Genomic DNA, 26,598 nt, shown 5'->3' on the forward strand with positions numbered 1-26,598 from the left:
GTTACCGGGCGCAGGACTTACAGCCCCTGCCAGGCCGGCTTCGCCGCGTACGTGGCGCGGAAGTAGTCCGCCAGCTTCAGCTTGGACGCGGCCGCCTCGTCGACGACGACCGTCGCGTGGGGGTGGAGCTGCAGCGCCGAGGCCGGCACCAGGGCCGAGACCGGGCCCTCGACGGACGCCGCCACGGCGTCCGCCTTGCCCTCGCCGGTGGCCAGCAGCACCAGGTGGCGGGCCTCCAGGATGGTGCCGATGCCCTGGGTGATGACGTGGTGGGGCACCTGGTCGATGTCGCCGTCGAAGAAGCGCGCGTTGTCGACGCGGGTCTGCTCGGTCAGCGTCTTGATCCGGGTGCGGGAGGCCAGGGAGGAGCACGGCTCGTTGAAGCCGATGTGCCCGTCGGTGCCGATGCCCAGCAGTTGGAGGTCCACCCCGCCGGCCGCGGGCAGCGCGCGGTCGTACTCCTCGCAGGCGGCCTGGACGTCCTCGGCGGTGCCGTCGGGGCCCATGAAGGACGCCTCGGTCAGGCCGAGCGGCTCGACGACCTCGCGCAGCACCACCGAGCGGTAGGACTCGGGGTGGTCGGCGGGCAGGCCGACGTACTCGTCGAGCTGGCAGACGCGGGCGCGCGAGGCGTCCACCGCGCCGGAGCGGACCTTGGCGGACAGGGCCTCGTAGACGGGCAGCGGCGTCGAGCCGGTGGCCACGCCGAGCAGAGCGCCGGGCTTGCGGCGCAGGAGGGCGGCCATGGCCTCCGCGATGAGTTCGCCGCCTGCCTTGGCGTCCGGGACGATGACAACTTCCACGCTGGGGCCTGCCGATCTTAAAGAGTGGAGCGGATCGTGTGGTATAGACCAATCTAACAGAGGGATGTGTACGGGGAAGCCTCCCGGAGCCCGCTTCCGGCTGGCGGGCGCGGCCCTTTCCGTGCTCGACTGAGAGGGTCCCGGCGCCACGCGGCGGGCCGCCGGACCGTGACCCCCGCAGCCCCGCCCGGGAGGTAACCGGACATGAGCGTCTCGACCCCCGCCCACCACAGCGAGCAGCCGGGCGGGATCATGTCCGGCGAGATGGCGGAGCAGCCGGCCGTCCTGCACCGCATCCTCGACGACGGCGCCCCCGTCATCGCCGAGACCGCCCGGCTCATCGCCGCTCGCCGGCCGCGCTTCGTGCTCCTCACCGCCCGGGGCACCTCCGACAACGCCGCCCTCTACGCCAAGTACCTCCTCGAAGTGCAGCTCGGGAAGCCCTGCGGCCTGACCTCCATGTCGACCGTCACGACCTACGGCGCCCGGCCCGACCTGACGGACGTACTCGCCGTGACCGTCAGCCAGTCCGGCGGCTCCCCGGACCTCGTCGCCTCCACCAAGGCCGCCCGCGAGGCCGGGGCGATCACCCTTGCGGTGACCAACAACGCCGACTCCCCGCTCGCCGCCGTCTCCGAGCACCACATCGGCATCCTGGCCGGCCCCGAGCGCGCCCTGCCCGCCACCAAGACCTACACCGCCTCCCTGCTGACCCTCTACCTCTTCGTCCAGGGCCTGCGCCCCGGCGGGGGAGACGGCACGACCGCGGCCAGGGCCCTGCCGGGCCTCGCTCAACGCATCCTCGACCGAGGCCCCGAGGTCAGACAGCTCGCCGCCCGCTACCGCTTCGCCGAACGGATGGTCCTCACCTCCCGCGGCTACGGCTACCCGACCGCCAAGGAGGCGGCGCTGAAGCTGATGGAGACCAGCTACATCCCCGCCCTGTCCTACTCGGGCGCCGATCTGCTGCACGGCCCGCTCGCCATGGTCGACAACATCTCGCCCGTCATCGCCATCGTCACCGAGGGCCGCGGCGGCGCGGCCCTGCAGCCGGTGCTCGAACGGCTGCGCGGCCGGGGTGCGGACCTCATGATCGTCGGCACCGAGGCGGAGGTGGCCCGGGCGACGACCGGATTCGCCCTCCCCACGGCCGGCGTGCCCGAGGAACTGCAGCCCCTCCTCGAGATCCTGCCGCTGCAGATGCTGGCCTACGAGATCACCATCGCCCGCGGCCAGGACCCGGACGCACCCCGGGCCCTCGCCAAGGTCACCGAGACACGCTGACCGGACACCGCCCCGGCGGCCGCGGCCCCCCGTCCCGCGGCCGCCTGCTGGCGGGTGTCAGAGCAGCGCGCCGCCCGTCGCGTCTATCCACTGCCCCGTCACCCACCGGCTGTCGTCCGAGGCGAGGAAGGCCACGATGCCGGCGACGTCGCGCGGCTCGCCCACCCGGTTGAAGGGGGACAGGGCGGCGACGCCCGCCCGCACTTCCGCGCCGCTGTTCAGCCACGCGGCGTTCATGTCGGTGTCGATCACGCCAGGCGCCACGGCGTTGACCGTGATGCCGCGCTCGCCCAGCTGCTTGGCCAGCACCGAGGTGAAGGCGTCCACCGCGCCCTTCGTCATCGTGTAGGCGATCAGCTGGGGCATCGCCGCGCCGTGGGTCAGCCCCGTGGAGACGTTGACGATGCGCCCGCCGTCGCGCAGGCGGTCCAGGCCGAGGCGGGTGACGAAGAACGGCGCCTTCGTATTGACGGCGAAGACCCGATCGAAGTCCTCCTCGGTCACCTCACCGATCGGCACCCGCACGCCGTCGATGCCGGCGTTGTTCACCAGGATGTCCAGGCCGTCCGCCCGCTCGTCGAAAGCGGCCCACAGGGCCTCGGCGTCCCCCGCCGCCCCCAGCTCCGCCCGGATCGCGAAGGCCTCGCCGCCCGCGGCCTCGATCGCCTTCACCGTCTGCTCGGCGGAAGCGGCGTCCCGCCCGTAGTGCACGGCGACGCGGGCCCCCTCCGCGGCCAGGCGCTCCGAGATGCCCCGCCCGATGCCCCGGCTGCCGCCTGTGACCAGTGCCGTCCTGCCCGTGAGCGTGCCCATGGCCGCGCCCCCCTCTTTCTTTAGTGAGTGCTACAGAAAGAACGTAGCACAGGTTTTTTAGCGAGCGCTATAGAATGTGGGGCATGGCGACCAAACAGCGGGGCAGGCCCCGGTCCTTCGACCGCGAGACGGCCCTGGAGCAGGCGATGAAGGCCTTCTGGGAGCACGGCTACGAGGCCGTCTCCATCTCCGACCTCACTCGCGCCATGGACATCAAGGCGCCCAGCCTCTACGCGGCGTTCGGCGACAAGCGCACCCTGTTCGAGGAGGCGATCGAGGCCTACGTGCGGAACTACGGCCTCTTCACGGCGAAGGCCCTGGCCGAGGCGCCGACCGCCCGCAGTGCGGCGGACCGCCTCCTGCACGAGGCCGCGGTCGCCCACACCCTTCCCGGCCTGCCGCGCGGCTGCATGATCATCAGTGCGGCCACGAACTGCACCGAGCAGTCGGCCGAAGTGGTCGAGGCGCTTCAGGAGCGGCGCAACAAGGGCGTCGCGTTCATCGAGGGCCGCATCGCCGCCGACGTCGCCGCGGGCGTCCTGCCGGCGGACACCGACGCGCACACCCTCGCCGTCTATACGGGTGCCGTTCTGCAGGGCATGTCGCAGCAGGCGCGGGACGGCGCGGACCGCGCCACCCTGGAGGCGGTCGCCGACGTCGCGATGCAGGCCTGGCCGCGGGAGCGGGCGGGAGAGGCGGGCCCCGGAGGGGTCACTTCGGGCCGCGGCGCCTGACCGGGACCCTCGACCCGGCCGGCACCGCAGCCCGGAGCCGTATCGGCCCGCCGGGCTGCGGGGTGTGCGGACCTCGCAGCCTGAGTGGGCCGACTGGAGGCCGTGGCGCGATCAGGGCAGAGAGCGCCGGGCCTCGCTCCGCCCTCCTGTGCGGGGAAGGCGGAAACTTTGCTTACCCATTGTGGACTAGACCATTCTTCTCTGTCCATGGTTCTCCCGCCCGGGTTTCCCCGGGTATCCACCGAGGTCCGCACGGCCCCTCGGCCGTCCGCACCGGGCCCACGGCAGGCCCGCACCGGGCCCACGGCCGCCCCGGGATGAGCGTCCCGGCCCCGGGTAGGCTCACCACTGTGCCCTCCATGAACGACCTCGTACGTCAGCACACGGCCCTCTGCGACTCCGACCTGGAGTGGCTGCACTTGCTGGTCTCGGAGTGGCAGCTGCTCTCCGACCTGTCCTTCGCCGACCTCGTCCTGTGGGTACCCACGCTCGACGGCACCCGCTACGTGTCGGTCGCGCAGATGCGGCCCAACACCGGCCCCACCTCCTACCAGAACGACATGGTCGGCCACCTCGTGCCGCGCGGCCGCCGCCCCATGCTGGACGCCGCCCTCGACGAGGGCCGGATCGTCCGCGAGGGCGATCCCGAGTGGCGCGAGGAGGTCCCCGTCCGCGTCGAGTCCATCCCCGTCCGCCGCGAGGGCCGGGTGCTCGGCGTCATCGCCCGCAATACGAACCTGCTGACCGTGCGCACCCCGAGCCGGCTGGAGCTCACCTACCTCCAGAGCGCCTCGGACCTGGCCCAGATGATCGCCAACGGCGCGTTCCCCTTCCCCGGTCAACAAGTCGACATGGACGCCTCCCCGCGCGCCGGCGACGGTCTCATCAGGCTGGACGCCGACGGCATCGTGCAGTACGCGAGCCCCAACGCCCTCTCCGCCTACCACCGCCTCGGCCTCGCCGCCGACCTCGTGGGGCATCATCTGGGCGAGACCACCGCTCAGTTGGCGCCCTCACGCGGTCCGGTCGACGAGTCGCTCGCCAAGCTGGCCAGCGGCTGGGCGCCGCGCGAGTTCGAGGTCGAGGGCAACGACGGAGTCATCCAGCTCCGGGCGATTCCCCTCAAACCCAAGGGAAATCACATCGGTTCGCTCGTACTGCTACGCGACGTCACCGAACTGCGACGCCGCGAGCGAGAGTTGATCACCAAGGACGCGACCATCCGGGAGATTCACCACCGGGTGAAGAACAATCTGCAGACCGTAGCGGCCCTGCTGCGGCTCCAGGCCCGCAGGATCGGTTCGGCCGAGGGGCGCGAGGCGCTGGAGGAGGCCGTCCGCCGGGTCGGCTCGATCGCCATCGTCCACGAGACGCTCTCGCAGAACCTGGACGAGCGGGTCGAATTCGACGAGATCGCCGACCGGGTGCTGGCGATGGTCGCCGAGATCTCGCCCGGCCGGGTCGCCGGACGGCGCACGGGCCGCTTCGGGATCCTCGACGCCGAGGTGGCGACCCCGCTGTCGATGGTGCTGACCGAGCTGCTGCAGAACGCCATGGAGCACGGGTTCGGGCCGGGGGAGCGGGGCACGGTGGAGGTCACCGCCGTGCGCAGCGGCACCCGGCGCGACGCCCGCCTGCTGATCTCGGTGCAGGACGACGGCCGCGGACTGCCCGAGGGCTTCGACCCGCAGCGCGCCGGCAACCTGGGCCTGCAGATCGTCCGCACCCTCGTCGAGGGCGAGATGGGTGGAACGTTCGACATGGTGCCCGCTTCCGGGCAGGGCACGAGGGTCGTCCTCGACATCCCGGTACGGGCCGAGAAGGGCTGACCTGTCGGGGTCTGTCGAGGCCTGTCGGGGTCTGTCGAGGAGAACAGCACTGAGCCCCGGACCATCAGGTCCGGGGCTCAAAGCTCACGTGATGTGGGGCGCCCCCAGGCGAAGCTCGGGGGGAGCGTCAGGGGGTACTGCGCGCTGCGGCTCGGGGGCCGAGGGGCGTCGTCAGGCGGTGGCGTTGCGCGCCCGGTTGCGAGCGGCGCGGCGCTTCATGGCGCGGCGCTCGTCCTCGCTGAGGCCACCCCAGACGCCGGAGTCCTGGCCGGACTCGAGCGCCCACTGCAGGCACTGCTCCATCACGGGGCAGCGGCGGCAGACGGCCTTGGCTTCCTCGATCTGCAGCAGCGCAGGACCGGTGTTGCCGATGGGGAAGAACAGCTCGGGGTCTTCCTCGCGGCAAACGGCGTTGTGACGCCAGTCCATGGCTGCTCCATCTCCTCGTTATTGCGGCTACGTTGCTTGTGAATGTGAACGCTTTCACGAATCCCTCCGCGGGGGAAGGGCCGACGCCCAGTCGTGAAACTGGTGCGGTCCATCAGGAAAAGGGAGGGGTTCGGGCTGTATCGGAAGGCCGGAAGAGCGGACGTCCCGATCGCCATGAAGAGACTCGCAAACCTCGGCGGCGGATACAACCCCTTCTGGAAAGTTTTTTTTGATTCCTCGGTGTCGGCTAGGTCACAGCCGTACTTCCAGGGGGTGGAACCCAGCCTAAACGTTCGAGTGGAAGGACTTTCGGCCCTAGCACTCACACAATCACACGCAGTGCACGGCGAACGCCTGTGAACGTCACGCTGCTCCGCACTCCCAGGTGGTCACCGTCCATCTGGAACGGCAGCGGAACCTGCGAATGCAAGGTGAACTGCGTCTGGTCGTGCAAGGACACGGTGTGCTTGCCCCGGGGGCCGCGCTCGGGCGTGGACGTGAGCAGCTGGGTGACGTAGCGGCCGGCCGCCGCCGTCGACAGCCTGGTAAATCCCAGCACGTCAAGGGCGGTGTCGAAGGACGCCTGCGGCGACGCGTAGACCGGACGGTTGTTGAGGTACGTCCACGGCGCCGTGTTGCAGATTATCGACATGACGAGATTCTCGAGTGGCTCCTCGCCCGGCCGTTCGAGGGTGATCGTGCCCCGCCGGCGGTGGGTCTCCCCGACGAATTGCCGCATCACCTGTCGCACGTACAGCGCAGGCGTCGACCGCTTGCCGCGCTCGCGCTGCTGCTCCACCCGGCCGATGACCCCTGCGTCGAAGCCGAAGCCCGCACAGAAGGTGAACCAGCGGGACGGGACCCCCTCGTCCTCGGTGCCGGGCGTGCCGCCCGCGAGGCCGAGGCCGACCGTGCGCTCGGTCCCCTCGCGCAGGGCGTCCAGCAGGGCGCCGGTCGCCTCCACGACGTCGTTGGGCAGGCCCAGGGCGCGGGCGAAGACGTTGGTGGAGCCGCCGGGCACCACGGCGAGCCGGGGCAGGCCCTCGGGGTCGGGGCCGGCGTGCAGGAGGCCGTTGACGACCTCGTTGACCGTGCCGTCGCCGCCGAGTGCCACCACCAGTCCGGTGTTCCCGCTCTCGGCCGCCCGCCGGGCCAGATCGCGGGCATGGCCCCGGTACTCCGTGGTGGCGACCTCCAGCTTGAGATCGCTGGCGAGCGCGTGGACCAGGACATCACGGGTACGGGCACTGGTGGTGGTGGCCGAGGGGTTGACCACGAGAAGCGCACGCATGCGCGCCAGCCTACCTACCTGTCGGTACACGATCGGCCCCGGCCCGCCTTCGGGCCCCCTCGCATCGCCTGCGGTACGGCTACCCTGCTGGGGTGAGCAGCAAGCAGTCCGCGCCGAAGAACGCCCGTAAGAGCGGCCCCGCCGGCCCCCGGCAGCAGGCCGCCGGGGCCCCCGCCCCCGCCGGGCCCCGTCCGGCCCGGCTGACGGCCGCGGCCGTGCTGACCGGCCTGGAGGGCGTGGCGCTCGCCGCCGCCGGCGTCTATCTGCTGGTCATGGGCCTGCTCGGCAAGCCGGACAGCCCTCAGCAGGCGGAGACGGGCGGCCTGACCGTGCTCGCGCTGGCCGTGCTGCCGCTGGTGGCCGCGCGCGGGCTGTGGCTGCGCCGCCGGTGGAGCCGGGGACCGGCCATGATCACGCAGATCATGGCGCTGCCGGTCGCCTGGACGCTGTACGTCGCCGGGGGCGCCATGATCGCTGCGGCAGTGGCGCTGGTCGTCGTGGCCCTGGGCACGCTGGTGCTGCTCGTGAACCCGACGGCGACCGAGGCCCTCGGGATCGGTCCGCGGGAGTGAGCGCCGGGGCGCCCCGCCCCGGACCGCCGGTTCCCACCCGCCGGGCGGGCCGGTGAAGGAAACCGCTACTCCTCGATCAGCAACCTGTCCCGCAGCTGCGCCAGCGTCCTCGCCAGCAGCCGTGACACGTGCATCTGCGAGATCCCGACCTCCTGGGCGATCTGCGACTGGGTCATGTTGCCGAAGAAGCGCAGCAGCAGGATCTTCTTCTCCCGCGGCGGCAGGTCCTCCAGGAGCGGCTTGAGGGACTCGCGGTACTCGACGCCCTCCAGCGCCTCGTCCTCCGCGCCGAGGGTGTCCGCGACCGCCGGGGACTCGTCGTCCGTGTCGGGGACGTCCAGGGAGAGGGTGCTGTAGGCGTTGGCGGACTCCAGCCCCTCCAGCACCTCCTCCTCGGAGATCCCCAGGTGCTCGGCCAGCTCGTGGACGGTGGGCGCGCGGCCGTGCCGCTGGGAGAGCTCGGCGGTGGCCGTGGTCAGGGCCAGCCGCAGCTCCTGCAGCCGGCGCGGGACGCGGACCGCCCAGCCCTTGTCGCGGAAGTGCCGCTTGATCTCCCCGACGACCGTGGGGGTCGCGTACGTGGAGAACTCGACGCCGCGGTCCGGGTCGAAGCGGTCCACCGACTTGATCAGGCCGATGGTGGCGACCTGGGTGAGGTCGTCCAGCGGCTCCCCGCGGTTGCGGAAGCGCCGGGCCAGGTGCTCCACCAGCGGCAGGTGCATCCGCACGAGGTGGTTGCGCAGCTCGGCCCGCTCGGGCGAACCGTCCGGCAGCGCCCGCAGCTCGATGAACAGGGCCCGGGCACCACTGCGGTCCTGCGCGGTGGAGTGCCGGTGCTGGTGCTGGTCCATGTGGTCCGCCCGCTCTGGTGGGTCGCTCGCCTCGTCCGGCGCGGGATTCGCAGGATCGCCCGGCAGCTGTCGGGCAGGCTGCTGCGGGATGGCCGGGGTACGCACCCCCCGCGACGATGCAGTACTCACGGAGCCCCCTCTTCCGTCACGGCTGTCCGGGGCCGGCGCCGCGCTTCTTGTGCAGGCTGATGCTGACCGTACGGTCGTCGGCGACGGTCGAGTCGACCTCACCGGCCAGGGCGGAGAGCACCGTCCAGGCGAAGGTGTCGCGCTCGGGTGCGCGGCCGTCCGTGGTGGGTGCCGAGACGGTCACCCGCAGCGCATCGCCCACCAGGCGGAAGACGCAGCTGAGAACGGAGCCGGGCACGGCTTGTTGCAGAAGGATCGCGCACGCCTCGTCCACCGCGATGCGCAAGTCCTCGATCTCGTCGAGGGTGAAGTCCAAGCGGGCCGCGAGACCGGCTGTCGCCGTTCGCAGCACCGACAGGTAGGCACCCGCAGCGGGCAGCCGGACTTCCACGAAGTCCTGGGTCCCGGGCTCGCCTGCGATTGGGGACACCCTCACCTCCAAGGTGGCACAAGCTTCTTGAGCTGTTACGAGCGCCGGCCCCCGCCCTCGGCCGCCCTTCGGTCGAAGGTCGCGCGCGGGCCGGTGCGGCACATGGTTCGGCTGCGACGCTATCGCGATCTGCGGGTCCGTGGAGCAGCCCCGCGACTGTCACTCATGGTAAACCCATGAGCACGGACAGTGGCTAGGGGCTTGCGGTCCCAAATCGAAAGAGCTGTCGCCTAGTTGGGATTTTCGTCACTCTGCGCGAGCGCCGCAAGGGCGCGGAGGGGTTCTCCGGACAAGCGGTAGGTGGTCCATTCGTCCATGGGTTCGGCTCCGAGGGATTTGTAGAACCCGATCGAGGGCGTGTTCCAGTCCAGCACTGACCATTCGAAACGCTGGTAGCCGCGGTCCGTGCAGATCCCGGCGAGGGTCGCGAGGAGCGCCTTGCCGTACCCGCCGCCGCGCGCCTCGGGGCGCACGTAGAGATCCTCCAGCCAGACACCGTGCGTGCCCGTCCAGGTGGAGAAGTTGCGGAACCAGATCGCGAAGCCGACCGGCTCCGCCGCCCCGGGCGCCTCACCGCCCCCAGCTCCGTCACTCTCCGCTATCAGGGCGAACGCCGCGGGGTGCGCTCCGAAGAACGCCTCGTGCAGCTGTTCCTCGGTCGCCCGGGCGTCCTCCACCGACCGTTCGTACGCCGCGAGTTCGCGGATCATCACATGGAGGGCGGGCACGTCGGCGGGCGTCGCGGCTCGGATCATGCGTGCATGCTAGCGGGCGCCGTCAGACCAGCCGCTGGTCCACGTAGCACCAGCGCCAGCTCTGACCCGGCTCGTAGCTGCGCATCACCGCGTGCCCCGTCTCCCGGAAGTGGCCCGTGGCGTGCCGGTACGGCGAGGAGTCGCAGCATCCGACGTGGCCGCAGACCAGGCACAGCCGCAGTTGCACGGGGTGGCTGCCGGCCGCCTCGCACTCCGGGCACGTCGGGTGCACGGCGACGGGCTCGGGGCGCGGCAGCCCGGGAAGATGCAGGCACTCGCTCATGATTGCCAGATTAGATCGCACCGCCGAGGCGCGAGCGCCCGCACCGTCGGCACGCGCCACCGCACCGCACCCACGAGGAGACAGGCCCGCACCGATGGACGTCATGCCACTGCTGATGCTGGTCGCGGGCGGAGCCGCCGTCGCCGGCGCGGCGCGGCGCACCCCCGTGCCCGCGCCCCTGCTGCTCGTCGCCGCGGGCCTCGTCGCCTCCCAGCTCCCCGGCGTACCGGACTACACGCTCGACCCGGCCATCGTGCTGCCCCTCCTGCTGCCGCCCCTGCTGCACACGGCCGCGCTCGACAGCTCCTACCTCGACCTGCGGGCGAACATCCGCCCCGTCGCGCTCCTGTCCGTCGGCTACGTCCTCTTCGCGACGCTCGCCGTCGGCTACGCGGCCTACCTCGTCGTGCCCGGGCTGCCGCCGACGGCCGCCCTCGTGCTCGGCGCCGTGATCGCCCCGCCCGACGCCGTCGCGGCCACCGCCATCGCCCGCCGCCTCGGCCTGCCCTCGCGCATCACCACGATCCTGCAGGGCGAGTCCCTCGTGAACGACGCGACCGCCATCACCGCCTACAAGGTGGCCCTCGCCGCCGCCGTCGGCGCGGGCGCGACCTGGGGCGAGGGCATCAGGGAGTTCGCCGTCGCCTCCCTCGGCGGCATCGGCGTCGGCCTGGCCCTCATGGTGCCGCTGCACTGGCTGCGCAAACACCTGCGCGAACCGCTGCTGCAGAACACCCTCTCCCTGCTGATCCCCTTCGCCGCCTACGCCGCCGCCGAGGAGGTCCACGCCTCCGGGGTGCTCGCCGTCGTGGTCGTCGGCCTCTGGCTCGGACACCGCGCCTGGCAGGTCGACTTCGCCACCCGGCTGCAGGAGGCCGCCGTGTGGAAGATGGTCTCCTTCGTCCTGGAGTCCGCCGTCTTCGCCCTGATCGGACTGCAGCTGCCCGTGGTGCTGCGCGGCCTCGGCACCTACGGAGCGGGGGCGGCCGCCTGGTACGCGGTCGCCGTCTTCCTCGCCGTCGTGGCCGCCCGCTTCGTCTGGGTCTACCCGGCGACGTTCCTGCCGCGCGCCCTGTCCGCGCGGATCCGCGAGCGGGAGACCGACACCACCTGGAAGAGCCCGCTCGTGGTCGGCTGGGCCGGCATGCGGGGCGTCGTCTCCCTCGCCATCGCCTTCTCCATCCCCGTCACCACGGACGCCGGGGAGGACTTCCCCCACCGCAACCTCGTCCTCTTCCTGACCTTCACGACCGTCATCGGCACCCTCGTCGTCCAGGGGCTCACCCTGCCTCCGCTGATCCGCGTGCTGCGGCTGCCCGGGCGCGACAGCGCCGCGGAGACCCTTGCGGAGGCCCAGGCGCAGAACGAGGCCTCCCTCGCCGCCGAGCGCCGCCTGGACGAGCTGCTCGCCGACGAGCGCAACGCGCTTCCCCCGCCGCTCGCCGACCGGCTCCGCGTCGTCATGGAGCGGCGCCGCAATGCGGTGTGGGAGCGGCTCGGGACGGTCAGTGCGGTGACGGGGGAGTCGGCCGACGACATCTACCGGCGGCTCGCCCGGGAGATGATCGGGGCCGAGCGGGAGGTCTTCGTCGCTCTGCGGGATCAGCGGCGGATCGATGACGAGATGCTCCGTACGCTCCTGCGCCGTCTCGACCTGGAAGAGGCCGCCGCGTACCGCGAGGGGGAGGCGGGCTGACGCGGTTCACCGCGCCGGAGCCGCAGGCTCCGGGCCCCCGCGGCCCGTGATCACCGCCGCCACCGTCGTTCCCCTCGGGAACGCGCCCTCCTCCGCCAGCGTCGTCAGGCCGTACAGCATCTTCGCCACGTACAGCCGTTCCAGGGGCAGGCCGTGGCGGGCGGTGAAGTCGTCGGCGAAGGCTTCCAGCGCGGCGGACGTCCTGGCGTAGCCGCCGCAGTGGAAGCGTTCGTCCAGCCGCCACGTCCCGCGCCGCCCGCCGTAGGCCTCGCCCTGCAGGCGCTCGGTCTCCGCGCTCAGGAAGCCGCCCTTGAGCACGGGGAAGCCGATGGCCCGCTGCCCCTCGCCCAGCCCGGCGGCCAGGCCGGCGAGTGTGCCGCCCGTGCCGCACGCGACCCCGACGACGTCCGCCATCCCGCGCAGCTCGCGCCCGAGCTCCGCGCAGCCGAGCACGGCCGCCGCGTTGGAGCCGCCTTCGGGCACGACGAAGCAGTCGCCGCCGGCCCGCTCGATCAGCCGGGCCAGCACCTCGGGCTCCGCCTTGCGGCGGTAGGTGGAGCGGTCGGTGAACATCAGCCGCATGCCGGAGGCGGCGCAGTAGCGCAGCGACGGGTTCAGCGGGCGGTCGGCGAGCTCCTCGCCGCGCACGACGCCGACGGTGGCGAAGCCGAGCAGGCGGCCCGCCGCGGCGGTGGCCCGCAGGTGGTTGGAGTAGGCGCCGCCGAACGTCAGCAGGGTGTGCCGGCCCTCCTCCGCAGCGGCCCGCAGGTTGGGCGCGAGCTTGCGCCACTTGTTGCCGGGCAGCTCGGGGTGTATCAGGTCGTCCCGCTTGAGCAGCAGCCGTACGCCGTGCCGGGCGAACCTCTCGTCCGGGAGCTCCACGAGCGGGGACGGCAGCCGCGGCCGCAGGCCGGCGAGCCCGGCGCTGCCGGCGGCGGGGGGATGGCTGGTCACGCCCCCATTGTCGCGTGAGCGGGCGGGCGGGCCACGGGGAGCCTCACTTCAGCCGCTCACGGACCCGCTCGCGCAGCCACTCCATGGAGAAGCCCACGGGGTCGCACTTGCCCGGGCGCCACTCCAGGTGGCCGATGACGGAGCGCTCGGTCCAGCCGTGGTGCCGGCAGATCGCGGCCGCCACCTGTTCGACGGCCAGCAGCTGGTCCTGCGGCCAGGGGTCCTCGCCGTCGCCGCGGTTGACGCACTCGAAACCGTAGAAGTGGACGTTCCCGTCGGTGTCCGCCCACCGGACGGGCGGCAGCCGCTTCTCGGCGATCACCGCATCGAGGACGTCCCCGTCGCCGCCCCCGGCGTGGTTGGCGCGCCCGCAGCCGACGAGGTGGATGGCGCCGTCCTTGGCGATGACCCCGTGGCACAGGGGCCCCGGCAGCTCGTCGTAGCCGTTCCAGCACAGGCGCACGGTGCTGTCGGTGCCCGACGTGGCCGAGTGATGGATCATCACGCCGTTGACGGGTCCCCAGGGGCCGTGCCCGGCCCGGTTGTGGTTGCGCCAGCCGTCCACTTCGACGACGGTGGCGCCCTCGCGTCTGAGCGCGGCCAGGAATTCGTTCGCGGACATGGGTGGGGCCATGCCGCCCTCCCTCGGTTCGGCAGCTGGCGTACGCCGGTCGCGTAGGCCGAATGACCCCCTTGTACCCAAAAGTTCGCAGGTGGGCCGGGCGTTCGGATATCGTGCGAGCCGATCCGGCCGTTGGCCGAATATCCCACCGATCGCATCGTCGACAGCGCCGTCGACACGGAAGTACGGACCAAGGACTGTGGACTACCAGGCCGTCCTCGAAGAGGTCACCGCCTTCGCCCGCCCCCTCGTCGGCCGCGGCCAGGTCGCCGACTACATCCCCGCCCTCGCCGAAGTGGACGTCAATCAGTTCGGCTTGGCCGTCGCGGACGTGGACGGTGGCGTCTACGGCGTCGGGGACTGGGAGAAGCCCTTCTCCGTGCAGTCCATCTCCAAGGCCTTCAGCCTGGCGCTCGTGCTGGCCGAGGGCGGCGGGAAGATCTGGGACCGGGTCGGAACGGAACCGTCCGGAAATCCCTTCAACTCGCTGGTCCAACTCGAATACGAGAACGGCATCCCGCGCAATCCGTTCATCAACGCGGGCGCGCTCGTCGTCACCGACCGGCTGCAGACGCTCACCGGCGACGCCAGCACCACCATGCTGGAGTTCCTGCGCGCCGAGAGCGGCAATCCCGACCTGGCCTTCGACCCCGCCGTCGCCGCCTCCGAGACCGAGCACGGCGACCGCAACGCCGCCCTGGCCCACTTCATGGCCAGCTACGGCAACCTCGACAACCCCGTCCCCACCGTCCTGGAGCACTACTTCTGGCAGTGCTCCATCGAGATGAGCTGCCGCGACCTCGCCCGTGCGGGCAGCTTCCTGGCCCGCCACGGCCTGCGGGCCGACGGCTCACGGCTGCTGCCGCGCCGCGAGGCGAAGCAGGTCAACGCCGTCATGCTCACGTGCGGCACGTACGACGCGGCCGGGGACTTCGCCTACCGCGTGGGGCTGCCCGGCAAGAGCGGCGTCGGGGGCGGCATCGTCGCCGTCATACCGGGCCGGTGCACGCTGTGTGTGTGGAGCCCCGGGCTCGACACGCGGGGGAACTCCGTCGCCGGTGTGGCGGCGCTGGACCACTTCACCACGTTGACCGGGTGGTCGGTGTTCTGAGAGGTGCCGGAGGTCCGGTAAGGGGCGCACCGCAATGGATCGCGCCCCTTACGGGCAGCGGATGACCTGGCCCGCGTACGAGAGGTTGCCGCCGAAGCCGAAGAGCAGGACCGGCGCGCCCGACGGCACCTCCCCGCGCTCGACCAGCTTGGAGAGCGCGAGCGGGATGCTCGCGGCGGATGTGTTGCCCGACTCGGTGACGTCCGTCGCGACGACCGCGTTGACCGCCCCGAGCTTGCGCGCGACCGGCTCGATGATCCGCAGGTTGGCCTGGTGCAGGACGACCGCGGCCAGCTCCTCCGGCGCCACCCCGGCCCGCTCGCAGACCCGGCGGGCGATGGGCGGCAGCTGCGTGGTGGCCCAGCGGTAGACCGACTGGCCCTCCTGGGAGAAGCGGGACGGCGTGCCCTCGATCCGCACGGCGTGCCCCATGCCGGGCACCGAGCCCCACACCACGGGGCCGATCTCCGCTTCGGCCGAGGCCGTGACCACGGCGGCGCCCGCACCGTCGCCGGTCAGGACGCACGTGGTCCGGTCGGTCCAGTCGGTCACCGAGGTGAACTTCTCCACGCCGACGACCAGGGCGTTCGTCGCCGCGCCGGCCCTTATGGCGTGGTCGGCGCTGGCCAGCGCGTGGGTGAAGCCGGAGCAGACGACGTTGACGTCCATGGTGGCGGGCGTGGCGAGGCCCAGCGCGGCCGCGACCCGGGCGGCCGTGTTCGGGCTGCGGTCGTCGGCCGTGCAGGTGGCGACGAGGACGAGGTCGATCTCCTCCGCCGCGAGCCCGCTGTTCGCCAGCGCCTTCCCGGCGGCCTCGGCCGCCATGTCGGCGACCGTCTCGTCGGGCGCGGCGACCCGGCGGGTGCGGATGCCGACGCGGGAGCGGATCCACTCGTCGCTGGTGTCGACCATGGTCGACAGCTCGTCGTTGGTCAGCACCCGGGCGGGCTGGTAGTGGCCGAGGGCGAGGACGCGGGACCCGGTCATCGGCGGTTCCTCCTGCGAGGGCTGGCGGGGTGGTACGAGCGGGGTGGTGCGAAAGACGTGCGGGGCGAAGACGTGAAGACGTACGGAAGGGGATGTACGAGAGCGGCGCAGGGCATCGGCCCACCGGCATCCGGTACGGAATTCACAGTCTTGACGCTGGACGCCCGCAACCGGGTATGTGATCCGCCCAATGTTCTGCCGGGATAACTGGCACAACCCGCAGGGCCCGGCCGCTGGAGCGGCCGGGCCCTGTCCCCCCTGTGGTGATCTGTGACGTTGTCGACTGCGGCACGGCCGGAGCCGCCCGGTGCCGCTCGGTGCGGCGCCGGCCACGCTCCGGCGTCAGCGCAGCGAGAGCGCCTTGCGGATCGTCGTGAACAGCTGCGTCTGGTCGGTGAGACCGAGGACGCGCTCCGCCTGCGGGCCCTGGGCCGCGATGCGCACTTGGGTGCCGGTGTGCTCCTGCGCCTTGCCCGGGGTGTTGGTGGAGTAGTTCACCTTCAGCTTGCCGCCCTCGTCGGTGACCAGCGTCGAGGACAGGCCGGGCGGGGTGGCCTCCAGCGGGACGATCTGGCTGGTGTGCGCGTGGTCGGCGGTGGTGACGACCAGGGTGTCCGGGTGCTGCGCGGCGTAGTCGCGGGCGACCTTCACGGCGCGGTCGAGGGCCGCGGTCTCGCCGATCTGGCCGCACGGGTCGGCGGCGTGGTCGCGCTTGTCGATCGAGGCGCCCTCGACCTGCAGGAAGAAGCCCTTCTCGGACCCCGCGCCCTTCTGCTTGGCCTCCAGCAGCTGCAGCGCCTTGCGGGTCTGGTTCGCAAGGCTCGGGGTGCCGGCCTTGCGCTCGGGGTTGTTCGTCACGCAGCGCTGAGGCTCGGTGCCGCCCTTGGCCGCGGCCTTGCCGGTCCACTCGACCGGCACGTTGCCGTCGGCGAAGAGGCCGAGCACGGGCTTGCCGGGCTTGGCGTTCTTCAGGCCCTTGTCGTCGGTGACGACCTGGTAGCCGAGCTGCTCGGCCTGCTGGGTGACGGTCCGGCCCGCGAAGCGGCCCTCGGTGACCTTCTGGTCGAAGCGGGCCTTGCCGCCGCCGAGGAGGACGTCCACCTTGTGGTTGACGCTCTGCTCGGCGATCGAGCCGGGGCCGCCCTTGGCGACGGTGTCGTTCGGGCAGGCCTTCATGTCGGCCGGGCCCATGCAGCTGCGGTCGGTGGCGTGCGAGGCGAGGACGGCCGGGGTGGCGTCGGTCAGCTCGGCGGTGGTGACGCTGCCGGTGGCCAGGCCGTTCTTCTGGGCCAGCTCCAGGATGGTGGGCATCGCCTTGTCCGTGCCGGGGGTCTTGGATATCCGGCCGTTGACCGTCTTCTGCCCGGTGGCCCAGCCGGTGCCGCTGGCCGCGGAGTCGGTGACGTAGTCCGGCTTGCCGTCCTTGTCGACGGAGTACGTCGTGTACGCGCCGGTGAGCGGGAACTTGTCCATGTTCAGCCGGCCGGCCGCGCCCACGGTGTAGTCGCGGGCCAGGGTGATCTCCGAGTCGCCCATGCCGTCACCGATGAGCAGGATGACGTTCTTGGCCTTCTTCGCGCCGTGGCCCGCGCTGAGCGCGGGGACGTCCGAGCTGCCGCCCGCCTCGGAAGCGGTGGCCACGGCCGGTACCGCGACGCCGGCGGCGAGCAGTGCGGCGGCGCCCCAGGCGAGACGACGCCGGTACGGACGAGAACCCATGGTTTTTCCTCCTCGCAGGCCGGGCGGGATGTCCGGCCGAGGGGAAGCTCACCAGGGGCGGGTGTACCGGAAGAGTCGTACAGGTGTCCTGTGGTTCACCGGGGGTTGTCGGCCGGTTGATCGCCGGCCTGCACGGCTTGACCGTCCGCCTTCATCGCTCGGCCGTCGGCCTTCGTGGCTCGGTCGTCCGCCTGCACGGCTGGGCCGTCGGACTTCATGGCCTTGGCCTCGCTCTTGAGGATGCGCATCGACTTGCCGAGCGCGCGGGCGGTGTCCGGCAGCTTCCGCGACCCGAACAGGACGACCATCACGAGCACCACCACGAGGATGTGCCACGGCTCCAGGGCATTGCGCAGCATGGTCGGCGCACCTCTCTCTTCCGCTCTCTTCCGTAACCGTTGTGGTCACCATACTTGCCAGATTGCGCAACTGGACAACCAAAGTGGCTGCCCGGCCGTCTATCGGGGTGAGGTGGCAGGGAGACGGGCACGCCGGGGGAATGGATGAGGGCTCGCAGATGAGTGGCAGCCGAGGGAGCGGGACGCATCACCGGATGCGGACGGCGACGCTCGTCGCGATGGCGTTCGTGGTGCTGCTGACCGCCGGTGCCGGCTGGCTCTGGCTCCGGCTGAACGGCAACATCAGCACGTTCGACGCGGACGGGCTGTCCAAGAACCGCCCGGGTGCCGGGGTCGCCGGTCAGAACGTCCTGGTCATCGGCTCGGACTCGCGCGCCGGGGGCAACAGCGGCCTGGGCGGGGGCGAGGGCGACGTCGGCCGCTCGGACACCGCCTTCCTGCTGCACGTGTACCGCGACCGCGAGCACGCCATCGCCGTCTCGATCCCCCGGGACACGCTCGTGGACATCCCCCCGTGCCGGCTGCCCGACGGCAGCTGGACGTCCGGGCGGACGCGGGCGATGTTCAACTCGGCCTTCTCGGTGGGGGAGTCGGCGAAGGGCAACCCGGCCTGCACGCAGAACACCGTGGAGAAGCTCACCGGCCTGCGCGTCGACCACACCGTCGTCGTCGACTTCGAGGGCTTCTCCGCGATGACCTCCGCCGTCGGCGGGGTGGAGGTGTGCCTGCCGAAAGAGGTCTACCAGGGCGACCTCGACCCGCACCGCGGCTCGCGCGGCGGGCTCCTGTTCCCCAAGGGGCAGCAGACCGTCTCCGGGCAGAAGGCCCTGGACTACGTGCGCGTGCGGCACGGCATCGGCGACGGCTCCGACATAGGCCGCATCCAGCGCCAGCAGGCCTTCCTCGCCGGTCTGATCAAGAAGGTGCGGGCGCAGGGCTTCAACCCCGCCACGCTGCTGCCGCTGGCCGACGCCGCCACCCGGTCGATGACCGTCGACCCGGGGCTGGGCTCGGCCGACAAGCTGCTGTCCTTCGCGATGTCACTCAAGGACGTCGGCCTGCACGACATCAAGTTCATCACCGTCCCCTGGCGCTACGAGGGGGACCGCGTCGACATCGTCCGGCCCGAGGCCGATGCCCTGTGGGCCTCCCTGAGGGCCGACCGCACCATCGACGGCAAGGACGCGGGCGGCGACCGCTCCAAGGGCCGGCCGGCGGGCGCGGCCCAGAGCTCCCCGGGCCCTGCCCAGGGCTCCCCGGGCCCTGCCTCGCAGGCCCCCGCCGCACCGGCGCCGGTCTCCGGGGAGGGTGTGAGCGTCTCCGTCGCCAACGGCACCAGGGTGACCGGGCTCGCGGCGCGGGCCGCGGCCGCCCTCGAACGGCACGGGTTCACGGTCGGTGACACCGGCAACGCGGAGGTCCGCAACGCGGGCACCACCGTGATCGAGTTCGGCCCGGGGCGGGCGGCCGACGCGCGGACGGTCGCCCGGCTCTTCCCCGGGGCGTACATCCGGGGCGTGGCGGAGGACGGGGTCACGGTGACGGTGGGCCGCGACTACGCGTCCGCGAGCGCCTCCGCCGGCGCGACCGGAGGTGCGTCCGGGAGCGCCTCCGGCAGTGCTTCCGCGGGTGCGGCCGGGGCTGCCGGGCCGTCCGCGGCGCCCTCCGCCCCGGCCTCAGCTCCGGCCCCCGGGACCCTCTCCACCGACGTCGCCGCCACGGCCCGGTCGGCGGACGACGACCCCTGCGCGAACCTCTCGTACGGATGAGCCTGGGGTGAGCCGGGGTGAGCCGGGGGAGGTGGGGGAACCCGATGTCTGATTAATCCGTTTTGGGAGTAAATTTCGCTGTAGGTAGGAACCCGACCTCGATCCGAGGAGCAACGCCATGCCCGCCACCACCCGGGCGCTTCCCAGGCCGCTGCTGGCCCTGATCGCCGCCCTGATCGCCCTGGCCGGCACGGCGCTGTACGCCCCTGCCCCCGCCGCGCACGCCGCGACCGGCCTCGACACCGTCGCCGAGGCACTGCGCGAGAGCCCGGTCTACGTGGATCCGCGCGCCGCGAGCCAGCTGCCCGCGGCCGACGCCGACGCCCTGGCCAAGAAGATCGAGGACGCCGGGAAGCCGGTCTTCGTGGCCGTCCTGCCCGCGAGCCCGGAGTTCCCCAAGGCCACCGTCTTCCGGGACCTGCGCACCAAGGTCGGCATCGCCGGGGTCTACGCCATCCGGCTCGGCGACGACTTCAACGCCCACGCCGACTCCCGCGTCATGTCCCGCAACGCGATCGGCAACCTCGTCGGCTCCGTCCAGCGCTCCGGCGGCGACACCGGGACCATGCTCAACAGCTTCGTCGACCAGGCGGACCGGCAGGCCCGGGGCCGGGCCCCCAGCTCCTGGGACGGCGCGGACTCCGGCGTCGGCACCGCAGGGCTGATCACCGGCGGCGCGATCGTCGTCGCGGGCGGCGCGGGCGCGTACGCCCTCTACCGGCGCAACAAGCGCCGGCGCGAGGAGCGCGAGCGGGCCGAGCTCGACGCCCTGCGCGTCGTCGTCGACGAGGACATCACCGCCTTCGGCGAGGAGCTCGACCGGCTCGACTTCCACCCCTCCGAGCCCGGCGCCGACGACGCCATGCGGGGCGACTACGAGGAGGCCCTCGACGCCTACGAGGAGGCCAAGTCGAAGATGGCCGTCGTGGCGCACCCCGAGGAGGTCACCGCCGTCACCGCCACCCTCGACAAGGGCCGCTTCGCCCTCGCCACCCTCGCCGCCCGCCGCAGCGGCGCCCCCCTGCCCGAACGCCGCATGCCCTGCTTCTTCGACCCGCGCCACGGGCCGTCCGTCCAGGACGTCGAGTGGGCGCCCCCGGGCGGCGCGCTGCGCACCGTGCCCGCCTGCGCGGCCGACGCGGCGAGGCTGGCCGCGGGCCAGGACCCCCTGTCCCGCACGGTCGACACCGCCGACGGCCGCCAGCCGTACTGGAACGCGGGCCCCGCCTACGCCCCCTGGGCCGGCGGCTACTTCGGCGGCGGCCTCCTGCCCGGCCTCCTCGTCGGCACCATGCTGGGCGGCATGCTCTCCGGCCCCGCCTACGCGGCCCCGGCGGAGACCGGGCCCGACGGCGGCGACTACACCGGCAGTGACTTCAACTCCGACGACTTCGGCGGCGGCTGGGGCGGCGGGGGCGGCGGCTTCGGGGGCGACGGCGGAGGGTTCGGGGGCGGGGACTGGTGACGGCGGCGCGCCCCGGCCGGAGCCGCAGCTGGAGCCGGAGCCAAAGCCGGAGCCAAAGCCGGAGCCAAAGCCGGAGCCGGAGCCGGAGACTCAGCCGTAGCCGCCCCGCGGGAGGCCGCGGGGCCGCGGACCGGCCGCCTCCGGAGCAGAGCGGCCGGCCGCGGCCGGAGAGGGGCGCGGACCGGCGGTCGGGCCCGGCCGGAGAAGCGAACGGGCCCCACCCCCGTGTGCCGCCGGTACGCGCCCGGTGGGCCGGAGTGCCGGGGAGGACACACCGAGCATGCTCGCACCCCGCAGCTGAAGCAGCGCTGAGGATTCCTTAAGGGGTCTTCAGGTCACGGACCTGCGCTCCGGGCCATGCTGAAGGCATGCGAATACTGGTGGTTGAGGACGACCGGCGGCTCGCTGAACTGCTGCGCCGCGGCCTGGTCGCCGAGGGGTTCGCGGTGGAGGTCGCGCACGACGGGCACACGGGCCTGCACCTCGCGGCCGAGGACGCCTACGACGTGATCGTGCTCGACGTCATGCTGCCCGGCCTCAACGGCTACCGCGTGTGCGCCCGGCTGCGCGAGGCCGGCGTCTGGACGCCGGTGCTCATGCTCACCGCGAAGGACGGCGAGTACGACGAGGCCGAGGGCCTGGACACGGGCGCCGACGACTATGTGACCAAACCCTTCTCCTACGTGGCCCTCGTCGCCCGGCTGCGCGCCCTGGTGCGCCGCGGCCGGCCCGAGCGCCCCGTGCTGATCCGGGTCGGCGACCTGCAGATCGATCCCGCGAGCCGCTGCTGCCGGCGCGGCTCCGTCGATCTCACCCTCACCGCGCGGGAGTTCGCGGTCCTGGAGTACCTCGCCCGGCGCGACGGCGAGGTCGTGGCCAAGGCCGAGATCCTCGCCCATGTGTGGGACGAGGCCTTCCAGGGCGATGTGAACATCGTGGAGGTACACGTCAGCGCGCTGCGCCGGAAGATCGACGCGCCGTTCGGGCGGCACACCATCCAGACCGTGCGCGGCGTGGGCTACCGGCTGGCGGCCGACGCCCCCGCAGGATGAAGCGGGCCGGCCGGGTGCGCGAGCTGCTGCGGCCCGCCTCGATCCGGGGCCGGCTGACGTGGCTCGTCGCCGTCTCGGCCCTGCTCCCGCTGATCGCCGGCGCGGCGCTGGCCGCGGGCTCGCTGCGCGACTACCTGGCGCGGGAGGCCGTCGACTACACCTCCCGGAAGACCGTCGCCGTCCCCCGCCTCGTCGACGGCGATCCGGACGCCCAGCTCTTCTACGCGGCCGAGAAGCTGCGCGACGACCCGCGGCTGCAGGTGGAGACGGGCATCGAGCCCCGCAAGGAGCGCTGGGAACCGGGCCCCGGGGTGACGGATCACGAGCCGCCGCACGGCGACGAGCTGCTGTCGCTGTGGCCGTGGACCGACCCCGGCAGCCGGACCCCCAGCCTCGACTACATCCTGGTCGGCACCGAAGGCCGCTACCTGCACGTCTTCAACCGGCTCCAGAACGAGCAGCGCCGCCTCAACCACCTGGTCGGGCTGCTCGCCGGCGCCGTGCTGCTGGTGACGGCCGCCCTCGCGGGCGCGACGTGGTTCGTGGCCGGGCGGGTGCTGCGCCCCGTGGAAGCGATCCGCACCCAGTTCGCCGAGCTGACCGCACACCACCTGGAACGCCGGGTGCCCGTACCCCCCACGCGCGACGAGGTGGCCCGGCTGGCCGCGACGATGAACAAGACCCTCGACCAGCTGCAGGCGGCCGTCGACCAGCAGCGCCGGTTCGTCGGGGACGCCTCGCACGAACTGCGCAGCCCGCTCGCCGCCCTGCGGGCCGAGCTGGAGATCGCCCTCGCCCACCCCGGGGACGCCGAGTGGACGGCGGTCGCGGAGGCGGCGCTCGGCGACACCCGGCGGCTGCAGAGCATCACCTCGGACCTGCTGCTGCTCGCCCGGCTGGACGCGACCGGCACCGACGGGCTGCCGGGGGCCCAGCCCGTCGACCTCGCCGCCCTCGTCCGCGAGGAGGTGCGGCGCCGTCCGGAGGGGCGGCGCGCCCTGGAGGTCCGCATCGAGGGAGGAGCCCCCTTTACCGTGCACGGCCGTCACACGCTCATCGCCCGCCTCCTGGGCAACCTCCTCGACAACGCCGACCGGCACGCCGCTCACACCGTCACCGTGCGCCTCGGCCACGACGCCGCGAGACGGGTCGCGGTCCTGCACGTCGAGGATGACGGGCCGGGCATCCACCCGGACGACCGGCAGCGGGTGTTCGAACGCTTCACCCGGCTCGACGACGCCCGTACGCGTGCGACGGGCGGCACGGGCCTCGGCCTCGCCATCGCCCACCACATCGCGACCGTCCACCGCGGGACCCTGGAGATCACCGACAGCCCGCGCGGCGCCCGGTTCACCACCACGCTGCCGGTCACGGACCCCTGCCCCGCGCAGGGCCCCACGGACTGAGCCGGCGGACCGAGCCGGCGGACCGAGTCGGCGGACCGAGTCGGCGGACCGAGTCGGTGGACTGAGCCGGCGGGCCAAGATCTAACTCATGGCGTCAGAACCCCCCGGCACAGTTGAATATGCGCACGCACATCCGACATCGGGGGGTTCATGTTCGACATCGTCATCCTCACGCTGCCCGCACTCATGGCGGCGGGAGGGATCGCCGGCATGGTGTGGGCGGTGGTGCGGATGCGGCGCCTGCGGGCCGCGTGGCACAGCGGCATCGAGGTGCCCGGGCGCTGCCTGCGCCTGTACGCGACGACGGTCACCCGCCGACGGGGCGCGCACAGGTCGTCCTCGACCACGCTGCACCACGTCTACGAGTTCACCGACGGGGAGGGGCGGCACCGGCGGTTCGAGGAGGCGGGCGGGTCGGCGACGGTCATCGAGGGGGACACCGTCGTCATCCGCTACCCGCAGGGCCGCCCGGACAGGGCCACGGCCCTTCCGCCCGGTGACGTCAGGACGCGGGTGGGCACGGGGATCCTGCTGGTGTTCCTGTCCTTGTTCGTGGCCGGGTGCGTGGGCTTCGGGGTCTTCTACCTGAGCGTGTTCAAGCCCGCGAAGGAGAAGGTCACCGAGCGGATCGAGGACTCGTGGCCGTCGGCTCCTCCGGCGACCCCGCAGGTGACGCCGCCGGCCCTGCCGACCCCGCCGGACGGCCCGCCGGGCGACCTCCCCACGGGAGCCCCGAGCGGCTTTCCCACGGACTTCCCCACCGGATTCCCCACAGGCTTCCCGAGCGGATTCCCCACCGGCTTCCCCTCCGGCCCGCCGAGCGGGTTCCCCACGGGCCCGCCCTCCGGCGGCCTCAGCCGCTGACGGCCCGGCCGGTGACCTCGGTCAGTACGCGCCCGAACGCCCGCAGCCGCTCCGTCTCCGCCGCCCGCTGCCGCACGAGCCCCAGGGCGGAGCCGGGCAGGCCGGTCACCGGCACGAAGGCGATGTCGCGGCGCCCGTGGTAGTCGGCCGTCGGCCGGCACAGCAGCATCCCGGCGCGCCCGGCGGCGGTGAGGGTGATGCCTTCCTGCAGCGTCGTCACCTCCGGGCCGCGGGGGACCGGGCGCCCGCCGGGCGTGACCGCGGGGGCCTGGGCCGCGCGCCAGTACGCCGGGGCGGGGGCGGCGGGCACGACGAGCGGGCAGTCCGCGAGCTCCTCCGCCCCGAGCTCGGCACGTCGCGCGAAGGGGTGCCGTACGGACACCGCCAGCGTCTGCTGCTGCCGGGAGAAGACCGGCCCCACGGCCAGGTCCGGCTCCTCCGCGGGCAACAGCACCACCGCCGCGTCGACTTCGCCCCTGCGAACGGCGCCGAAGGGGTCGCTCAGCGGGATTTCCACGAGCTCGACCACGCATCCCGGCCGGCGCTCCTGGAACGTTCCGACGGCCTCCATCACCCCGCCGTCCGCCGTGCCCTGGAAGCCGATGCGCAGGACGCCCTCCACCCCGCGGGCGGCGGCCCGGGCATCGTCGACGACGCCCGCGAGGGCCCCGTACGCGGGCCGCAGCCCGGCCAGGAACCGCTCGCCGAGCGGCGTGAGGGCCACCCGGCGGCTCGTGCGGTCGAACAGTCGCGCGCCGATGCGGCCTTCGAGGGAGCGCAGGAGCTGGCTGACGCGGCCCTGCGACACGTACAGCCGCTCGCCGGTCCGGCCGAAGTGCAGCTCCTCGGCGAGGACCAGGAAGCACTCGAGCTCCCGCAGGTCCGCCCCCACGCCCGTGCTTGCGCCTGTGCACGTGCCTGCGCCTGTGCCTGTGCCTGCGCCCATGTCCGTGCCCACGCCCCGCCCTCCGCCGACCGATGAATCCTGCTAATCAAAGGATGAGAAGTCCGGCGTTGTTCCCGGCCGCGCCGCCGCCGAGGCTGAGGCCCATGGAGCAAGGTGCAGTGAAGCAAGGTGCAGGCGAGCGCGATGCAGGCGAGCGTGGTGCGGGCAAGCGTGGGGCAAAGGCAGCTGAGACGGGCGGCCGGGCCGCGGTCGTCGCAGTGGCCGCCGCGACGTTCTCGGTCGTGACGAGCGAGATGCTCCCCGTGGGGCTGCTCACCCCGATCGGCTCCGGGCTGGGCGTCCCGGCCGGGACGGCCGGTCTGACGATGACCGTGCCCGGACTGGTCGCGGCGGTCGCCGCGCCCGCGGTGACGGCGGCCGCCGGCCGGACGGACCGGCGGTGGGTGCTGGTCGGGCTCATGGCCCTGCTGGCCGTGGCCAACCTGCTGTCGGCGCTGGCGACCCACATCGCGGTGCTCGTGGGGCTGAGGGTCCTGGTGGGCGTGTGTATCGGGGGCGTGTGGGCGATAGCGGCGGGGCTGGCGGTACGGCTGGTGCCGGAGCGGTCGGTGGGCGCGGCCACCTCACTGATCTTCAGCGGCATCGCGGTGGCGTCGGTGCTCGGCGTGCCGGCCGGGACCCTGGCCGGCGGACTGGGCGGCTGGCGGGCGGCGTTCGCGGCCATGGGCGTGGTCTGCCTGGCTGTGACGGCGGCGCTCGCGGCGCTGCTGCCGCCGCTGCCGGCGGAGCGGGCCGTTCGGCCGAGTGAGGTGGCGGGGCTGCTGCGCATTCCGGGCGTACGGGCGGGCCTGCTGGTCGTCGTGCTGATCGTGGCCGGGCACTTCGCCGGCTACACCTTCGTCCGGCCCGTCCTGGAGCGGGCGTCCGGAGCGGGGGCCGGCCTGATCAGCGGCCTGCTGCTGGCGTACGGCGTGGCGGGCGTGGCCGGCAACTTCCTGGCGGGCGCGGCCGCCGCGCGCAACCTGCGCCGCACCCTGCTGGTGATCTCGGTCGCGCTGGCCGCCGTGCTCCCGGCGGTGTCGGTACCGGCCGGCGGGGCGGTCGCCGCCGGTGCGCTGATCGTGGTGTGGGGGCTGGCGTACGGCGGGGTGTCGGTCTCCACGCAGGGGCTGCTGACGGCGGCGGCGCCGGGATCGCGGGAGGCGGCCTCGGCGCTGTTCGTCTCGGCCTTCAACGCGGCGATCGCGCTGGGGGCCCTGCTGGGCGGGCGGGCCGCGGACGCGGTGTCGCTGCCTGCCGCCCTGTGGCTGGGCGGGCTGCTGGTGACGGCGGCACTCGTGGTGCTGGCGGTGACGGGGCCCGGCGCCCGCCGGTCGCGCACCGCGGCCGCGGACCTTCCGTGACGAACCCCTCCGCAACGGAGGTCATGACCCGGCGATCGCTGGGTATACGCCGGTCGACAGAGGTGAACCAGCAGGTCAGGT

26 protein-coding genes are annotated in these 26,598 nt (G+C 72.9%); 12 read left to right on the top strand and 14 right to left on the bottom strand.

All coding sequences use genetic code 11. The features are described 5' to 3' along the window. Positions 1–17: 17 nt before the first annotated feature. Positions 18–803 (bottom strand): glucosamine-6-phosphate deaminase, encoded by a 786-nt coding sequence (gene nagB / locus FGW37_RS21725; protein ID WP_179082580.1) that lies wholly within the window; start codon positions 801–803, stop codon positions 18–20. 204 nt (positions 804–1,007) lie between these two features. Here nagB and FGW37_RS21730 point away from each other — a divergent pair, with 204 nt between their 5' ends. Beyond that, positions 1,008–2,087 (top strand): SIS domain-containing protein, encoded by a 1,080-nt coding sequence (locus FGW37_RS21730; protein WP_179082581.1) that lies wholly within the window; start codon positions 1,008–1,010, stop codon positions 2,085–2,087. Positions 2,088–2,144: 57 nt separating this feature from the next. Here the strand turns inward: FGW37_RS21730 and FGW37_RS21735 are convergent, their stop codons facing one another. Next, on the bottom strand, positions 2,145–2,900 hold the full coding sequence (locus tag FGW37_RS21735; protein ID WP_179082582.1) for an SDR family oxidoreductase: 756 nt from the start codon (positions 2,898–2,900) through the stop codon (positions 2,145–2,147). Between the two features lie 83 nt (positions 2,901–2,983). Between FGW37_RS21735 and FGW37_RS21740 the strand changes: the two genes are divergently transcribed. Both FGW37_RS21740 and FGW37_RS21745 read left to right on the top strand, forming a co-directional pair. After that, a complete protein-coding gene (locus tag FGW37_RS21740; RefSeq protein ID WP_179082583.1) occupies positions 2,984–3,634 on the top strand; it encodes a TetR/AcrR family transcriptional regulator in 651 nt (216 codons plus the stop codon). Between the two features lie 359 nt (positions 3,635–3,993). Beyond that, positions 3,994–5,463 (top strand): sensor histidine kinase, encoded by a 1,470-nt coding sequence (locus FGW37_RS21745; protein WP_179082584.1) that lies wholly within the window; start codon positions 3,994–3,996, stop codon positions 5,461–5,463. A 171-nt stretch (positions 5,464–5,634) separates the two neighbouring features. Here the strand turns inward: FGW37_RS21745 and FGW37_RS21750 are convergent, their stop codons facing one another. Beyond that, complete coding sequence (locus tag FGW37_RS21750) at positions 5,635–5,892, bottom strand: WhiB family transcriptional regulator (RefSeq protein WP_004937597.1); 258 nt, start codon at positions 5,890–5,892, stop codon at positions 5,635–5,637. A 322-nt stretch (positions 5,893–6,214) separates the two neighbouring features. Then, positions 6,215–7,183 carry a diacylglycerol/lipid kinase family protein gene (locus FGW37_RS21755; RefSeq protein ID WP_179082585.1) on the bottom strand — a complete coding sequence of 323 codons (969 nt, stop codon included), beginning with the start codon at positions 7,181–7,183 and terminating at the stop codon, positions 6,215–6,217. A gap of 92 nt (positions 7,184–7,275) precedes the next feature. Between FGW37_RS21755 and FGW37_RS21760 the strand changes: the two genes are divergently transcribed. After that, positions 7,276–7,755, top strand: coding sequence for a hypothetical protein (locus FGW37_RS21760; protein WP_179082586.1), 480 nt, complete (start codon positions 7,276–7,278; stop codon positions 7,753–7,755). A 65-nt stretch (positions 7,756–7,820) separates the two neighbouring features. On the opposite strand, the gene FGW37_RS21765 is transcribed toward FGW37_RS21760, so the two are convergent. The 4 genes from FGW37_RS21765 to FGW37_RS21780 form a co-directional block, all read right to left on the bottom strand. Next, entirely contained in the window at positions 7,821–8,711 is an 891-nt protein-coding gene (locus FGW37_RS21765) for an RNA polymerase sigma factor SigF (protein WP_058046202.1), read from the bottom strand. A 40-nt stretch (positions 8,712–8,751) separates the two neighbouring features. After that, complete coding sequence (locus FGW37_RS21770; protein WP_030366270.1) at positions 8,752–9,165, bottom strand: ATP-binding protein; 414 nt, start codon at positions 9,163–9,165, stop codon at positions 8,752–8,754. A gap of 230 nt (positions 9,166–9,395) precedes the next feature. Continuing rightward, positions 9,396–9,920, bottom strand: a complete 525-nt coding sequence (locus FGW37_RS21775) for a GNAT family N-acetyltransferase (RefSeq protein ID WP_179082587.1) — start codon at positions 9,918–9,920, stop codon at positions 9,396–9,398. A 22-nt stretch (positions 9,921–9,942) separates the two neighbouring features. Then, positions 9,943–10,203, bottom strand: a complete 261-nt coding sequence (locus tag FGW37_RS21780) for a UBP-type zinc finger domain-containing protein (RefSeq protein WP_179082588.1) — start codon at positions 10,201–10,203, stop codon at positions 9,943–9,945. 94 nt (positions 10,204–10,297) lie between these two features. Between FGW37_RS21780 and FGW37_RS21785 the strand changes: the two genes are divergently transcribed. After that, the gene (locus tag FGW37_RS21785) at positions 10,298–11,899 is read left to right on the top strand and encodes a Na+/H+ antiporter (RefSeq protein WP_179082589.1); all 1,602 of its coding nucleotides are present in this window, start codon (positions 10,298–10,300) and stop codon (positions 11,897–11,899) included. Between the two features lie 6 nt (positions 11,900–11,905). Here the strand turns inward: FGW37_RS21785 and FGW37_RS21790 are convergent, their stop codons facing one another. Then, entirely contained in the window at positions 11,906–12,853 is a 948-nt protein-coding gene (locus FGW37_RS21790; RefSeq protein ID WP_179082590.1) for a 1-aminocyclopropane-1-carboxylate deaminase/D-cysteine desulfhydrase, read from the bottom strand. A gap of 43 nt (positions 12,854–12,896) precedes the next feature. Next, complete coding sequence (locus tag FGW37_RS21795; RefSeq protein ID WP_179082591.1) at positions 12,897–13,487, bottom strand: N-acetylmuramoyl-L-alanine amidase; 591 nt, start codon at positions 13,485–13,487, stop codon at positions 12,897–12,899. Between the two features lie 187 nt (positions 13,488–13,674). On the opposite strand from FGW37_RS21795, the gene FGW37_RS21800 reads away from it, so the two are divergent. Continuing rightward, positions 13,675–14,586 carry a glutaminase gene (locus FGW37_RS21800; protein ID WP_179082592.1) on the top strand — a complete coding sequence of 304 codons (912 nt, stop codon included), beginning with the start codon at positions 13,675–13,677 and terminating at the stop codon, positions 14,584–14,586. Positions 14,587–14,634: 48 nt separating this feature from the next. Here the strand turns inward: FGW37_RS21800 and FGW37_RS21805 are convergent, their stop codons facing one another. From FGW37_RS21805 to tatA, 3 genes are all read right to left on the bottom strand, one after another. Further along, positions 14,635–15,573, bottom strand: coding sequence for a beta-ketoacyl-ACP synthase III (locus FGW37_RS21805; protein ID WP_179082593.1), 939 nt, complete (start codon positions 15,571–15,573; stop codon positions 14,635–14,637). Positions 15,574–15,915: 342 nt separating this feature from the next. Next, positions 15,916–17,292, bottom strand: coding sequence for an alkaline phosphatase (locus FGW37_RS21810; RefSeq protein ID WP_179082594.1), 1,377 nt, complete (start codon positions 17,290–17,292; stop codon positions 15,916–15,918). A 95-nt stretch (positions 17,293–17,387) separates the two neighbouring features. Next, complete coding sequence (gene tatA / locus FGW37_RS21815; protein WP_179082595.1) at positions 17,388–17,651, bottom strand: Sec-independent protein translocase subunit TatA; 264 nt, start codon at positions 17,649–17,651, stop codon at positions 17,388–17,390. 158 nt (positions 17,652–17,809) lie between these two features. On the opposite strand from tatA, the gene FGW37_RS21820 reads away from it, so the two are divergent. From FGW37_RS21820 to FGW37_RS21840, 5 genes are all read left to right on the top strand, one after another. After that, the gene (locus FGW37_RS21820; RefSeq protein ID WP_246430491.1) at positions 17,810–19,420 is read left to right on the top strand and encodes an LCP family protein; all 1,611 of its coding nucleotides are present in this window, start codon (positions 17,810–17,812) and stop codon (positions 19,418–19,420) included. A 118-nt stretch (positions 19,421–19,538) separates the two neighbouring features. Further along, positions 19,539–20,885 (top strand): hypothetical protein, encoded by a 1,347-nt coding sequence (locus FGW37_RS21825; RefSeq protein ID WP_179082596.1) that lies wholly within the window; start codon positions 19,539–19,541, stop codon positions 20,883–20,885. A gap of 368 nt (positions 20,886–21,253) precedes the next feature. After that, a complete protein-coding gene (locus tag FGW37_RS21830; RefSeq protein WP_179082597.1) occupies positions 21,254–21,937 on the top strand; it encodes a response regulator transcription factor in 684 nt (227 codons plus the stop codon). Further along, positions 21,934–23,343, top strand: coding sequence for a sensor histidine kinase (locus FGW37_RS21835; protein WP_179082598.1), 1,410 nt, complete (start codon positions 21,934–21,936; stop codon positions 23,341–23,343). Before FGW37_RS21830 ends, FGW37_RS21835 begins: the two co-directional genes overlap by 4 nt. A 150-nt stretch (positions 23,344–23,493) precedes the next feature. After that, positions 23,494–24,207 carry a DUF3592 domain-containing protein gene (locus FGW37_RS21840; protein WP_179082599.1) on the top strand — a complete coding sequence of 238 codons (714 nt, stop codon included), beginning with the start codon at positions 23,494–23,496 and terminating at the stop codon, positions 24,205–24,207. On the opposite strand, the gene FGW37_RS21845 is transcribed toward FGW37_RS21840, so the two are convergent. Next, the gene (locus tag FGW37_RS21845; protein ID WP_179084837.1) at positions 24,197–25,153 is read right to left on the bottom strand and encodes a LysR family transcriptional regulator; all 957 of its coding nucleotides are present in this window, start codon (positions 25,151–25,153) and stop codon (positions 24,197–24,199) included. The genes FGW37_RS21840 and FGW37_RS21845 overlap by 11 nt on opposite strands. A gap of 119 nt (positions 25,154–25,272) precedes the next feature. Here FGW37_RS21845 and FGW37_RS21850 point away from each other — a divergent pair, with 119 nt between their 5' ends. Further along, positions 25,273–26,517 (top strand): MFS transporter, encoded by a 1,245-nt coding sequence (locus FGW37_RS21850; protein WP_425506573.1) that lies wholly within the window; start codon positions 25,273–25,275, stop codon positions 26,515–26,517. Positions 26,518–26,598: the final 81 nt, after the last annotated feature.

Source organism: Streptomyces rectiverticillatus (assembly GCF_013394065.1).
Taxonomy (GTDB): domain Bacteria; phylum Actinomycetota; class Actinomycetes; order Streptomycetales; family Streptomycetaceae; genus Streptomyces; species Streptomyces rectiverticillatus.

What these genes read in the sequence shown, in the direction of transcription:
- FGW37_RS21755 (WP_179082585.1), bottom strand. Translation starts at nt 7,183, where the DNA reads ATGCGTGCGCTTCTCGTGGTCAACCCCTCGGCCACCACCACCAGTGCC.
- FGW37_RS21735 (WP_179082582.1), bottom strand. Translation starts at nt 2,900, where the DNA reads ATGGGCACGCTCACGGGCAGGACGGCACTGGTCACAGGCGGCAGCCGG.
- FGW37_RS21795 (WP_179082591.1), bottom strand. Translation starts at nt 13,487, where the DNA reads ATGGCCCCACCCATGTCCGCGAACGAATTCCTGGCCGCGCTCAGACGC.
- FGW37_RS21785 (WP_179082589.1), top strand. Translation starts at nt 10,298, where the DNA reads ATGGACGTCATGCCACTGCTGATGCTGGTCGCGGGCGGAGCCGCCGTC.
- FGW37_RS21830 (WP_179082597.1), top strand. Translation starts at nt 21,254, where the DNA reads ATGCGAATACTGGTGGTTGAGGACGACCGGCGGCTCGCTGAACTGCTG.
- FGW37_RS21825 (WP_179082596.1), top strand. Translation starts at nt 19,539, where the DNA reads ATGCCCGCCACCACCCGGGCGCTTCCCAGGCCGCTGCTGGCCCTGATC.
- FGW37_RS21840 (WP_179082599.1), top strand. Translation starts at nt 23,494, where the DNA reads ATGTTCGACATCGTCATCCTCACGCTGCCCGCACTCATGGCGGCGGGA.
- FGW37_RS21740 (WP_179082583.1), top strand. Translation starts at nt 2,984, where the DNA reads ATGGCGACCAAACAGCGGGGCAGGCCCCGGTCCTTCGACCGCGAGACG.
- FGW37_RS21845 (WP_179084837.1), bottom strand. Translation starts at nt 25,153, where the DNA reads ATGGGCGCAGGCACAGGCACAGGCGCAGGCACGTGCACAGGCGCAAGC.
- FGW37_RS21810 (WP_179082594.1), bottom strand. Translation starts at nt 17,292, where the DNA reads ATGGGTTCTCGTCCGTACCGGCGTCGTCTCGCCTGGGGCGCCGCCGCA.
- tatA (WP_179082595.1), bottom strand. Translation starts at nt 17,651, where the DNA reads ATGCTGCGCAATGCCCTGGAGCCGTGGCACATCCTCGTGGTGGTGCTC.
- FGW37_RS21835 (WP_179082598.1), top strand. Translation starts at nt 21,934, where the DNA reads ATGAAGCGGGCCGGCCGGGTGCGCGAGCTGCTGCGGCCCGCCTCGATC.
- FGW37_RS21805 (WP_179082593.1), bottom strand. Translation starts at nt 15,573, where the DNA reads ATGACCGGGTCCCGCGTCCTCGCCCTCGGCCACTACCAGCCCGCCCGG.
- FGW37_RS21745 (WP_179082584.1), top strand. Translation starts at nt 3,994, where the DNA reads ATGAACGACCTCGTACGTCAGCACACGGCCCTCTGCGACTCCGACCTG.
- FGW37_RS21730 (WP_179082581.1), top strand. Translation starts at nt 1,008, where the DNA reads ATGAGCGTCTCGACCCCCGCCCACCACAGCGAGCAGCCGGGCGGGATC.
- FGW37_RS21780 (WP_179082588.1), bottom strand. Translation starts at nt 10,203, where the DNA reads ATGAGCGAGTGCCTGCATCTTCCCGGGCTGCCGCGCCCCGAGCCCGTC.
- FGW37_RS21775 (WP_179082587.1), bottom strand. Translation starts at nt 9,920, where the DNA reads ATGATCCGAGCCGCGACGCCCGCCGACGTGCCCGCCCTCCATGTGATG.
- FGW37_RS21820 (WP_246430491.1), top strand. Translation starts at nt 17,810, where the DNA reads ATGAGTGGCAGCCGAGGGAGCGGGACGCATCACCGGATGCGGACGGCG.
- FGW37_RS21750 (WP_004937597.1), bottom strand. Translation starts at nt 5,892, where the DNA reads ATGGACTGGCGTCACAACGCCGTTTGCCGCGAGGAAGACCCCGAGCTG.